The organism is Pseudomonas sp. S2_E02, from assembly GCF_054668355.1.
This window is the reverse complement of sequence record NZ_CP162761.1, coordinates 691,442-703,063: the sequence shown is the minus strand read 5'-3', so window position 1 is coordinate 703,063 and position 11,622 is coordinate 691,442. Positions and strand designations below refer to the sequence as shown.

The 11,622-nt window shown below is 58.4% G+C and carries 13 protein-coding genes; 8 read left to right on the top strand and 5 right to left on the bottom strand.

Going from position 1 to position 11,622, the window contains the following annotated elements:
• Positions 1-345: 345 nt before the first annotated feature.
• Complete coding sequence (locus AB4O01_RS03130) at positions 346-738, bottom strand: type II secretion system protein N (RefSeq protein ID WP_460090638.1); 393 nt, start codon at positions 736-738, stop codon at positions 346-348.
• A gap of 118 nt (positions 739-856) precedes the next feature.
• Here AB4O01_RS03130 and gspH point away from each other — a divergent pair, with 118 nt between their 5' ends.
• Together gspH and AB4O01_RS03120 are read left to right on the top strand one after the other, a co-directional pair.
• A complete protein-coding gene (gene gspH, locus AB4O01_RS03125) occupies positions 857-1,303 on the top strand; it encodes a type II secretion system minor pseudopilin GspH (protein ID WP_064392940.1) in 447 nt (148 codons plus the stop codon).
• Positions 1,300-1,908 (top strand): prepilin-type N-terminal cleavage/methylation domain-containing protein, encoded by a 609-nt coding sequence (locus AB4O01_RS03120; RefSeq protein WP_460090636.1) that lies wholly within the window; start codon positions 1,300-1,302, stop codon positions 1,906-1,908. The genes gspH and AB4O01_RS03120 overlap by 4 nt, the downstream gene beginning before the upstream one ends.
• Before the next feature lie 694 nt (positions 1,909-2,602).
• Here the strand turns inward: AB4O01_RS03120 and AB4O01_RS03115 are convergent.
• The 3 genes from AB4O01_RS03115 to AB4O01_RS03105 are packed head-to-tail and all read right to left on the bottom strand — an operon-like array spanning position 2,603 to position 4,786.
• A complete protein-coding gene (locus AB4O01_RS03115; RefSeq protein ID WP_460090634.1) occupies positions 2,603-3,541 on the bottom strand; it encodes a FecR family protein in 939 nt (312 codons plus the stop codon).
• 31 nt (positions 3,542-3,572) lie between these two features.
• Complete coding sequence (locus tag AB4O01_RS03110) at positions 3,573-4,124, bottom strand: RNA polymerase sigma factor (protein WP_093437948.1); 552 nt, start codon at positions 4,122-4,124, stop codon at positions 3,573-3,575.
• Positions 4,121-4,786, bottom strand: coding sequence for a secretin and TonB N-terminal domain-containing protein (locus AB4O01_RS03105; protein ID WP_093437943.1), 666 nt, complete (start codon positions 4,784-4,786; stop codon positions 4,121-4,123). The genes AB4O01_RS03110 and AB4O01_RS03105 overlap by 4 nt, the downstream gene beginning before the upstream one ends.
• 207 nt (positions 4,787-4,993) lie before the next feature.
• Here AB4O01_RS03105 and AB4O01_RS03100 point away from each other — a divergent pair, with 207 nt between their 5' ends.
• Entirely contained in the window at positions 4,994-5,308 is a 315-nt protein-coding gene (locus tag AB4O01_RS03100) for a hypothetical protein (protein WP_077573225.1), read from the top strand.
• Positions 5,309-5,756: 448 nt separating this feature from the next.
• On the opposite strand, the gene AB4O01_RS03095 is transcribed toward AB4O01_RS03100, so the two are convergent.
• Positions 5,757-6,197, bottom strand: a complete 441-nt coding sequence (locus tag AB4O01_RS03095) for a carboxymuconolactone decarboxylase family protein (RefSeq protein ID WP_460090633.1) — start codon at positions 6,195-6,197, stop codon at positions 5,757-5,759.
• Positions 6,198-6,508: 311 nt separating this feature from the next.
• Between AB4O01_RS03095 and pdxR the strand changes: the two genes are divergently transcribed.
• The 5 genes from pdxR (at position 6,509) to AB4O01_RS03070 (ending at position 11,584) form a co-directional block, all read left to right on the top strand.
• A complete protein-coding gene (gene pdxR / locus AB4O01_RS03090) occupies positions 6,509-7,942 on the top strand; it encodes a MocR-like pyridoxine biosynthesis transcription factor PdxR (RefSeq protein WP_093437929.1) in 1,434 nt (477 codons plus the stop codon).
• Positions 7,943-8,065: 123 nt separating this feature from the next.
• Positions 8,066-8,359, top strand: a complete 294-nt coding sequence (locus AB4O01_RS03085; protein ID WP_093437926.1) for a putative quinol monooxygenase — start codon at positions 8,066-8,068, stop codon at positions 8,357-8,359.
• Positions 8,360-8,598: 239 nt separating this feature from the next.
• Positions 8,599-9,003, top strand: coding sequence for a cupin domain-containing protein (locus tag AB4O01_RS03080; RefSeq protein WP_460090632.1), 405 nt, complete (start codon positions 8,599-8,601; stop codon positions 9,001-9,003).
• 202 nt (positions 9,004-9,205) lie between these two features.
• Positions 9,206-9,919 (top strand): ATPase, encoded by a 714-nt coding sequence (locus AB4O01_RS03075; protein WP_460090631.1) that lies wholly within the window; start codon positions 9,206-9,208, stop codon positions 9,917-9,919.
• Positions 9,920-10,285: 366 nt separating this feature from the next.
• On the top strand, positions 10,286-11,584 hold the full coding sequence (locus tag AB4O01_RS03070; protein ID WP_460090630.1) for an NHL repeat-containing protein: 1,299 nt from the start codon (positions 10,286-10,288) through the stop codon (positions 11,582-11,584).
• Positions 11,585-11,622 lie beyond the last annotated feature (38 nt).

Genomic DNA, 11,622 nt, shown 5'->3' with positions numbered 1-11,622 from the left:
CTCATCTACCATCAAACCAGATACTTAGCACTTGTTTAAAAGTCTCGACACCTCATAACAGTAGTAATAGATGGCCGAAAAGCCAGTCGATTATTGCGAACGGCAGCATTCATCTATCAACTCGATCCCACGCTAGGTTGAACGTAGGCTACTGTCCGGTCAGCACACGAGCGCTGTGCAGGAGTGGCGAAAGCAACCGCAATATTTGCCTTTCGGTTCGCATTTTGTGTGGGGGCACTCGTTCCGCTACTCCCAAAGGCACCCAGCCAACTGAAATGGCAGAATGACAAACCTCAATCCTGCAATTCAGGGCCGAGTCAGCTTCGGCAACACCACCCCCTCCCCCTACCTCTCCACCCCCAACCTTACCCTCTCCCCACCCTGCTCAATCACCACCCCATCCCCCTCCACCGCTACCAACTTCATCCCAGGCCCAACCTTCTCCCCCTGCAAAAAACTCCTCGGCGGCCCATCATTCAAACTCAATATCGCCACCGCCCCCCGACTCCCCGCCATCACCCCGCTCACCTTGATGTCCACCGGCGCCGTTTGATTGGAAAACCACTGTAACGCCGGGCTATCGCTGCGCGCCGCCAGCAACTGCGGGGCCGCTGCCGGGGTGTGTGACTCGGCGGAGGTCAGCAGCAGCGACGACCATGTCGCCACGCCGACCAGCGCGGCGAGCAGCGCGAGGGCCTGGACCATTTGGGGTGGGGAAAAGCGTGCGGTGAAGGTCATGGGTTGAATCTCCTTTTTATCCCTGCTGTCAGCCTACGCGGCAATTCTCTCCGTTTTATTTCACACGCCTTACATGTTGGCCGTGCACGATGGCGTAGGACGCAAAGGAGCGCGCGCGATGAACAGGCAAGAGGGTTTTACGCTGATCGAATTGATGGTGGTGCTGGTGATCATCGGCATCGCCAGTGCGGCGATCAGCCTGAGTATCAAGCCTGATCCGTTGCAGTTGCTGCGCAAGGATGCCGAGCGTGTGGCGCAGTTGCTGCAGGTGGCGCAGGCCGAGGCCCGCGCGGATGGCCGGCCGATTGTGTGGGTGAGTGATGCCAAGGGGTTTCGGTTTAGTCGGCGCAGTGACAGTGGCAAGGGGTTTGATCATTTCGCGCAGGATCCGCAGTTGCGACCGCGTGCCTGGCAGAGTCCGAAGATGGAGGTGCGGGTGGAGCCGAAACAGAGGGTTGTGCTGAACGCTGAGTGGATCAATCCGCCGCTACAATTGACGTTGTCGGATGGGTTGAATCGCTTGAGTGTGCTGCGTGATGGCAGCGGAAGGATCAGTCTGCAATGAAGCGCCAGCAAGGGTTTACGTTGATTGAGGTGATGGTCGCGATTTTGTTGATGGCGGTGGTGAGTCTGATTGCCTGGCGGGGGCTGGACAGTGTGACGCGGGCGGACAGTCATTTGCAGGCGAGCAGTGAGCAGAGTGACGGATTGTTGCGGGCGTTGAATCAGTTGCAGCGGGATGTGGAGATGCGGGCGGGGATTGAGTTGATCGAGCCGAAGAAGGTTGGGGTGGATGATGAGCCGCCGAGCGCCCCGCCCGCTCTGACTGTGCGCAGCAGTGATAGCAAGGGGTTTCGGCTGGATATTATTCGGAGTGCGGCGGATCAGCCGGGGGCTTTGCAGCGGGTGCGCTGGTGGGTCAAGGGCGACACGTTGTATCGGGCGGTGGCTGAGGCGCGGAGTCGGTATCCGTTGCCGGCGCCTGGGAATGGGGTGGCTGTTTTGAGTGATGTCAGTGATGTGCAGGTGCGGGTTTGGGAGGTGGATAAGGGGTGGCGGCAGTTGAGCGGGAATCGGCGGGAGGAACCGTTGGGGTTGGAGATTCGGTTGAGTCGGGGGACGGCGCAGGGGTTGGAGAGGTATCGGCAGGTGATTGGGCCGTTGGATTGATGCGTATCCCTGCAAAGCTCCTACATTGGGATTGGTTGAAATCAGTTGGAAATTGGTCGGCTTTTAGGCCGCCATCGCTGGCAAGCCAGACTCCCACAGGGATTGAGTACAACCGGTAGATATTGGTTGGCTGGCAGGCCGTCATCGCTGGCAAGCCAGCTCCCACAGGAATTGGGTGAGGTCAGTGGGGATTGGTTGGCTGTGAGGTCGTCATCGCGAGCAGGCTCACTCCTACAGATTGGATTGGGTACATCAGCAAGAGATTGGTCGGCTGGCAGGCCGCCTTCGCGAGCAGGCTCGCTCCCACAGTTTTAAATTTGCGTACAACCCAAGCGGCAAAGCCGCCCCACTCAACAGGATGAGCGTTAGCTCGGCTGCAGCTCTTGATCTTGATTTTGATCCACGGGCGACGTCGGAAGGCTGAGTGGAGGGATTCATCCGGGCGTGGGAGCGCAGCGACCGTTTGGCGCAGCCAAATGCATCGAGAGGAGGTGCAGCGAAGCAAACCGTAGGCGATGCGCCCGGATGGATCCCGGAGCGAAGGAACCCCGAGCCTCAGCGAGCGGGCCGGACGTAGGAGCAAGCGTTTTTTTGCTTACTTTTTTTAGGCGTTTGTAAAAAAAGTGAGTCGCCGTAAGGGCGAAACCCTAAGCGGCCGTTACCGCAGAAACGGATATGTACCCAGTCAAACCCACTAGCTCAAAACAACGACGCCACCCGGCAACTCAGTGCATTTGACGCCGTAGGCGTCGCGGATCAGCAGTGCGACGCCGGCGAGTTGGTCGAGGCTGAAGCGGGCCTGGACGCGGCGTTGGCCGAGTTCGCGGTTGAGCAGCAGCAACATGCCGGGGCGGTAGCGGTTGATTTCGTCGATCATCTGGCTGAGGGTTGCGCCGTTGAACACCAGGACTTGTTGGCGCCAGTTCATCACGGCGGCTGTGTCGACGCTTTGTACGCTGCCGACTTGCCGCGCGTCGTAGGTCACTTGTTGGCCCGGTTCGAGGCGCAGGCTGCGACCTTCAATATCCACTTCAACCGCGCCATCGAGACAGGTCACGCAAACTTGCTGATCAGTATTACGCAAGTTGAAACGCCCCTGACTGGCGCGCAACCACCCTCCTCCAGCCTGCATCGCCAGTGGCAACCGCGCGGTCTGCACCTCAACCTCACCACTAACCAGCTCAAAACCCTGCACACCCTCAGACACTGCACGCTGATTGATCCGCGTCTGGGTGTTCAGCTCCAGACTCACGCCTTGCGCCGGTTCGAAGCGGCGCTGTTGGCTAACCTCAGTGATGTAGTCCGCGCCCAGCCCTTCAAAACCACCAGGAATCGTCCCGCGCACCAGCAAAAACGCCGCCGACGCAGCAATCGCCCCACCGAGAAAAACACGTCGACCAAACCCGCGTGGCGCCTGCATTTGCTCCATGGCCGGTTGCAGTTGTTGCCACAACCGCTTGGCCTCTTCGAACGCGCGGGCATGCTCGGCGCTCTGCGCGCACCATTCGCGCAAGGCGCGGGCATCGGCCACGGTGGCGCGTCCGGAGGTCAGCAAGACCAGCCAGTCGCGGGCTTCGTTGTGCAGATTGTCGGCCGCCGATGGCTCGGCAGGTGTCAGTCGAAAGATGTTCAAACGCGCAGATTCTCAACGAATTGATCGGGCACTATTCAGAAGACGGTTTTCCGGCCCCGCGACCGAACCGCTGAAACACTTTTCTTTCCAGTTTCGCCGCGCAAAAGCCCAACGCGGCTTTGATTTCCTTCTCGACCATGCGCGTGGAAATGCCGAAACGCTGGGAAATCTCCAGGTGCGGCGCCTCTTCCAGACGCGCCGCGATGAAGATCTTCCGGCGCCGTGCGGGCAGCTCGTACAACGCACTGAGCAGCGACTGGATTTCCTTCTGCCCGCCCACAACTCGCGCCGGATCCAGCGCTTCGTCGCCGATTTGCAGCAGCTCTTCGACTTCCTCGCCGGTGAGCAGACGCGCATCGGCCTGGCGGCGGTCGGCGGCGATGTTCAGGGCCATGCGATAGAGGTAGGCGTTGGGCCGCAGGACGTTCGGCGGCGTCTCCATGCGGTCGACGCGCAGGTAGGTTTCGTGCAGCACGTCGTTGGCCAGATCTTCCGAACCGAGACGCCTGCGCAGGCGCACCCGAAAGTCCTCGTAGGAGGCCAGGAACAGTTGGACCATCGAACCTTGTCCGGCGTCTTTCATCCCCCGGAAACTCCTTCCCATTTGGTGCATTCCATGCGTTTCCCTGACGACTCCGGTAACAACAGCAACGTGACCGGCTGACGCAAGGCGCTGGGCGTCGGCCGGTCGATTTTGAGGTTGCGAAAACTTTCCACCAGCGCGTTGTCGCGCCGTACATCTCCGGTCGAAGTGACCAACCGGTTGTGCTGCACCAAGCCGTCACGGCCAACCCAGACCTGCAACACCGCGCGATAACTGCCCGGCCGGGTCAGCGGCGAGCGGCACAGGTTGCGCTCGATCGCCGCTTGCACCGCCGTCGCGTAACTGCGGTTGACCGCGACGCTTTCCGGCGTTTGTTTTTGCGGCGGCGCCGGCACGTCTTCGACCTGCGCCACTTGCAAGGTAAACGCATCGTCGCGGGCATACCGCGCCATCAAACCACTGCCGCCGAGCAATCGACGCAGGGCATCGGCGGCGGTGTATTCACCGTCCACCGCCAGCGAACGTCGGCCGCGACTCAACTGGCTGTCGACCAGCACCGCAACGCCAGTGGCGTGGCTGTACTGATCCAGCGCGTGCGCCAGATCCTGTGCCGGAATGTGCAGCGTCATGCGCAAGTCCGCCGGCACCGCATCGGCCATGGCCTGGCCTGCCGCACAGCCAAGCAGCCACCCCAGACACATCCGGCGCACAAGCCTCGTTGAACGCTGAAAACCGTCCGTGGAATTGCCTCGCTGCACGGCTGACGAATCCTTGGAAATCGTCATCCTGAGGGCTGTTTATGAATCTGGTGTGACGAGCGGTGCAAAAAAACCATCACGGGAATTGCGCAAGGCTTGCACTAGACTCACGCCATAGCGCGGCCCCTTCGGGCTGGCCAGGAGGCGAGCATGAACACACTGTGGCGATTGAGCCTTGGCGGGCTGTTGTTGATGGCGCTGTCGAGCGCTTATGCCGAGGAACCGTTGGGCTGTGTCGAGGTGACGGTCGGCGGCTACAAGGCGCCGAATTACGACTGTTTGAGCCAGCAGATGGGCAACAACCCGGAAGGCGCGGCGGCGGCGGAAAAGAACCAGGAGGCGCTGAATGTGCCGGTGAACAAACGGCCGCCGAATCAGGTCGGGCTGGCGACGCCGGCGGCGACCAGTACGCGGATGGGCAATACCTTCGGCACCTCGGTGAAACCACAACGCCCACCGCAATGACACCCCACCGATCGTTCCCACGCTCCGCGTGGGAATGCAGCCCGGGACGCTCCGCGTCCCATCCGGAGCCGAACGCAGAGCGTCCGTTGAGGCATTCCCACGCAGAGCGTGGGAACGATCCTGTGGTGTTCAGTCGCTTACCGATCGTTCCTACGCTCCGAGTGGGAATGCAGCCCGGGACGCTCCGCGGCCCATCCAGAGCCGAACGCAGAGCGTCCGTTGAGGCATTCCCACGCAGAGCGTGGGAACGATCCTGTGGTGTTCAGTCGCTTACCGATCGTTCCTACGCTCCGAGTGGGAATGCAGCCCGGGACGCTCCGCGTCCCATCCAGAGCCGAACGCGGAGCGTCCGTTGAGGCATTCCCACGCAGAGCGTGGGAACGATCCTGTGGTGTTCAGTCGCTTACCGATCATTCCCACGCAGAGCGTGGGAATGATCAGGGCAGGCTCAGTCGCTGGGGGTTTGGCGGAAGCTCACCGCGAGGCGATTCCAACTGTTGATGGTGGTCACGGCCATGGTCAGGTCGACCAGTTCGCCTTCGCTGAATTGCTCGCGCGCTTGCTGATACACCTCATCGGGCACCCGGCTCTCCGCTAACAACGTCACCGCCTCCGCCCAAGTCAACGCCGCACGCTCACGCGGGTTGAAGAAGTTGCTGTCGCGCCACACCGCAATCGCATACAAACGCCGATCACTCTCCCCGGCCCTCCGCGCATCCACCGAGTGCATATCGGTGCAGAACGCGCAGCCATTGAGCTGTGAAGCACGGATGCGGATCAGTTGCAGCAGCGGCTGCTCGATGCTGAGGTTGGCGGTCAGCGCCTCCATGGCAATCATCGCTTTCATCGCTTTGGGCGAAGCGTTGTAGTAATCCAGGCGCGGGGACATGGGCAGGTCTCGGTAGACGGAATAATGAGTTCACCGTAAACGCCGACAGTGGTGCGTTACAGCCCCAATTTGTCGAATTGTGGGTACACCACTGAATCGCGGATATACACGATACCTGTGGGAGCGAGCTTGCTCGCGAAAGCGCCAATCCAGACACCCTATTTGGCGACTGACACACCGCATTCGCGAGCAAGCTCGCTCCCACAGGGGATCTAGGCCAATTTCGGGTTTTTCGGGTAGGCAACTATTGTCGATCCCGCAACAGCGGTAATCTGGCAGGCACGCCAAATAGCCTCGGGAGCCTCGTCGGTATGGAACTTCACGTCGTGATCAACGGCCGCAAGGATCTTGCCGGTCAGTTGTATCAGCAACTGCGCGGGGCCATTGAATCCGGGCGTCTGGCCGCCGGCACGCAGTTGCCACCCAGCCGTCTGCTCGCCGAGCAACTGGGCATCTCGCGCAAGACCATTTCCGATACCTACGCACAGCTAACCTACGAAAATTTCCTCACCGGGGTGATCGGCAAAGGCACCTACGTCAACGCGCGTCCGGCGCAGATCCAGCGCAAACAGAGCCACACCGAACTGGCCGGCGCCGAGGTGATCGAGAGCTGGCGCAATCTGCCGGTGTTTCTGCGTCACCCGACGCTGGAAGGTTCGCTGCGCTATGACTTTATCGGCGGCGCCACCAGCAAGGGCCAGTTCCCGCAGGATGATTGGCGCCGCTGCGTGTCTCACGCGATGCGGCAGATGGCGCAGTCCAAGGGTTTCTATAGCCTGCCCGAGGGCTTGCCGGCGCTGCGCAATGCGATTGCCCGGCACATCGCGTTTTCTCGCGGGATCAACTGTCAGGACGAAGACATCGTCGTGTGCAATGGCGCGCAACAGGCGCTGGACCTGATCACCCGCGTCTTGATCAGCCCCGGCAGTCTTGTAGCCATGGAAGATCCCGGTTATCCGCCGGCACGTTTGCTGTTCGCCACCCATGGCGCCGAGGTGGTCGGGATTCCGGTAGATGCCGAGGGCATTCAGGTCGAACACATTCCCGAGGGCACGCGCCTTATCTATGTCACGCCGTCGCACCAGTTCCCGCTGGGCATGCCGATGAGTCAGGCGCGCCGTGAAGCCTTGCTGGCTCGCGCGCATGAGTTGGGCGCGATCATCATCGAGGACGACTATGACAGTGAGTTTCGCTATGAAGGCCGGCCCACTGATTCGCTGTTCAACCTCGACCAGCGCGGCATCGTCGCTTACGTCGGCACCTTCTCGAAAACCCTGCTGCCGGAGCTGCGCCTGGGTTATGCGATCCTGCCGCCGGCCATTCTCGAAGCGGTGATCCGCGCCAAGCAACTCACCGACCTGCATGCCTCGACCTTGCCGCAGTGGGCGCTGGCCAAGTTCATCGCCGAGGGTTGCCTGCTCAAGCACATCCGCCGCTGCCACACCATTTATGCGCAACGCCGCGAGCGCATTCTGGCGCGCATGGCCGACGATCTTTCGCCGTGGCTGCAGGCGGTGCCGCCGAGTGCCGGGTTCCACATGGCGGTGTTCTGCAAGGTGCCGATCGACCTGCCGCTGGTGATCGAACTGGCGAAAAAGGTCGAAGTCGGCCTGTATGCGATCAACGGTTTCTATTACCAGCAAACGCCGAAAAACGGCCTGTACTTCGGCTTCGGTGCCATCGAAACGCTCGATATCGATACCGCGCTGGATCGTCTGCGCGACATTCTGCAACAAGTTGCCTGAATGATTGGTCTGGGCGATTAACCGCCGATTGGTTATTGGTGATCGACAGGTGCAGGCCTATTCTGCACAGGCGTTATCCCTCAATGAGCAGGATTCGTCCGGCCTGATTCAGGAGTGTGAGCAATGTCCAACGAAGTGATCAATACCGTGCAGGTGCAGGCTGCGGCCGGCCGCTCGGATGAACTGGGCAGGCAACTGCAGAAGATCGTCGAAACCCTGCGCGAAACACCGGGCTGCGATTCCTACCTGGTCGACCGCTGCCCCGAGGACGGCCACCGCTGGACGGTCAGTGCCCGCTGGCAGTCGGAAGCGGCGATGCAGGCGCATTTCAACCGGCCCGAGGCGCAGGGGTTTATTGACTTGATCGATAGTCGGCTGGCCAATAGCGTCGACTTCAATAGCTTCCCTATCGTCTGATCTGACGCCTTCGCGAGCAAGCTCGCTCCCACAGGGTTATTGGTTGTTCACAAGATCGGTGAACAACCGCAGAACCTGTGGGAGCGAGCCTGCTCGCGAAGGCGTATTCCGCCACACCGACAACCTTTCTGACGCCCCGCAAATTGGTCACCTGATCTTCCCGAATATTGGCCGTTTGAATGCTTAGCCCTGCGGACTACTGTGATCAGCAACACCCCGATCATCACAGGTAACCCGCCATGAAAGCCCTGCCCTTCTTCGCCGCTGCCCTTGCCATGAGCCTTTGCACTTCGGCCGTTTTCGCCCACGACCCGTCGGAAAAAGTCACCGTCCTGCAAGACCAGATGCTGAAAAACGCCCCCGGCAAAAAAGCCATGATGATCGAGGTCGACTACAAACCCGGCCAGTCCTCCATCGCCCACAAACATGACGGCACGGCGATGGCTTACGTGCTCGAAGGTGAAGTGATTTCCCAAGTGAAGGGCGAACAAGCGATTACCTACAAAAAGGGCCAGTTCTGGTACGAGCCTGCTGGCTCGGAACATCTGGTGTCGAAAAACGCCAGCAAAACCAAATCGGCCAAGTTGCTGGTGTTCATGGTGCTGGCCCCGGACGAACAAGTGTTGATCCCACTGAAAAACTGATGGCTGTTTAACCAGCCATAAATAGACGATTGGCGCCTTTTTATTTCCCGGCGTCATTAACCGCTGCGGGTTACAGCAAATGAAACTATTCAAAGGCCGTTAGCTCAGCAAATTGTCAGGTTGGCGGGTTTAGTCTGAATTAACGGTCGTGATTTACGACTTTTAAACTTTCCGACTGATGTTGTTTCACGGGAGAAACACCATGAAACTTGCCTTTGCCAGTGTACTGGCGATATCGGTTTTAGCTCTGTCAGCCTGTTCGGTACCCACCGCGCCCCAAGCCGTTTCCTCACTGGACACCCTGCTCCCCCATCCCACCGGCCGCAGCAGCGCCACTCAGGTTAAAAGCGGTCCCGGCGTGTCGCTCGGCGTGGTCTACAGCCCAAGTACCCAGACCAACCGCGAATACCTGCGCGACTATCAAACCAACGCCGGCACCGGTTTCGGCCAGAGCCTGTTGGTGCAACCGATCCATGACGCCTACGTCGCCAGCTCGAAACCGGACATGGCGGTGGAATGGGTCAACGCCTCGCTGCAGCGTCAGTTCGGCTCGGTGACGGTGTATCCGGACATGCAAAGCCTGCGTGCGGCCAGACCGGATGTGGTGGCGATCGTCGACACCCATAACCAGTTGATTACTTCGCGCAGTTCCGACATCAAGGCCGACGTCAGTGCCGATTTTTATGATGCGCAGCTGAACTATATCGGTACGGCGAAAGGCTCAGAGGCGAGAGAACTGACACCGGTGTGGGCGGACTTCAAGGGCTCGGAAGAGATAGTTGCCGATATTAACCAGCAGCAGGATGTGCAAGTTCGGGCGTTGCAGAAGTTTGACCAGTCGCTCAACAATTTAGTGGCCAGACCTTCGGACAAAGTTTCGATGCTGGATAGTAAACAGTCATCTAAGTTGTATTGAATGTAAGGGCCCTTTCGCGAGCAGGCTCGCTCCCACATTTGAAATGCATTCCACCTGCGGGAGCGAGCCTGCTCGCGATGGCGCCGCATCAGGCACCAAAAAACCCTCAGGCATAAAAAAGCCCCGGCATCTCACGATACCCGGGCTTTCTCGTTCAACCACTGCCCAAGCCGAGTAAAACTCGGCATTGGCAGCAAAGGCGAGATACCGCGCCCTCAAACTTCACACATATGCTCATCTGTCTACTGTCAACCCTGACAGTAGACCGTCTCGCCAAATTGGCTTCCAATAATCTGACTGTATTGATCTCTCGATCCCAGGTCGGTTATCGGCGTATGCAGAAACCACAGGTTTGAGGAGCAGGCAATGTCTAACATTATCAATAGCGCTAACGTGGAAGCTCTCGATCCAACTTTCGGATCTGATGATTCAGGCGTGAGTTGGTTAGAACATCCGGATGGCACCAATGGATTTGTGTGGGGCATCACCGTCGCGCCGGATAACAAACTGTTGATCGCAGGCAGAGCTGGAAAACGTTTCTCAATCGTGCGCTTGAAGACTGATGGTGGAAAAGATGCCGATTTCGGTGATCAAGGAAGTGTCATTGGTGAGTTCGCAGTCGGCGATCTATCAACGGGCATGGGCGTTCGCGTACTCAAAGACGAGACAATACTGCTTGAAGGGTGGTTCGAGTACGATCCTTCGACCCCACCGCTGCGTGGTTTGGCTCTCTTTGACGATAAAGGATTGCCCGTCAAGACATTTGGAAACGATGGGGTACTGATCGTTGATCCCATTTCGACACCCGCCTACCGATTATCCAATGAAGAGATCGCCAATAAAGACGCATCGGCGTCCCTCGAAGGTGGGCACTCCATTGAGTTGCCCGACGGCAAGCTGATGATTATCAGCAATCATCTATATAGCTTCAGCGACAATATCGGTTTATTAGTCAGGCTGAAAAAGGACGGTTCGCTGGACATGGATTTTCATGAAAAAGGCTATGTCGCTGTCCAGTATCTTGCTAATTACACAACGGCTACCTCACTGATAAGGCTCCAGGACGGATCGTTTACCGTTGGTGGAAGCACTCTCGTGAATGGCAAAATGATGCCGATGATTTGTCGCTTCAATGCACAGGGTGACATCATTAAAGATTTCGGAAACGAAGGCTTCGTTGTGATTGAAACTGATCAGCATCGTGGCGGTACAAGTCAACTTATAGAATTACCTGACGGCAATATCCTGGGGGTCGGTAGCACGTCGTCACACGCGATTCAAAGTGGCCTATTGTTTTGTATCGACAACAAAGGCGCATTGGTCTCTTACTTTAATCAAGGCGAGCCATTGATTACCTCATATCCACGGGCGCCGATGGGTATTCAATGGCATCAAGGTACCCTGCGACAGGGTAAGCACATAATGGTTATCGCTGACACCTTAGGAGAGGAAAACTCAAAAACGATCATTGCCAAGTTCGACCTGGACGGTGTTCAAGACATGAATTTTGCAGATAATGGTTTTTTGACCATTAATCTAACTGATGTTCTCGATTTAGGCGTATCCATAGCCACCCAAAATGATCAGATTATCGGGGCTGGCACTTCCTTGCCTCATGCCGATGGCGTACGCGGTTTCGCCTTTCGTTGTTCGGAACTGGTGTAAATAAGGAAAATGAAAAAGCCCCGCCTCTTCCGAGAGCG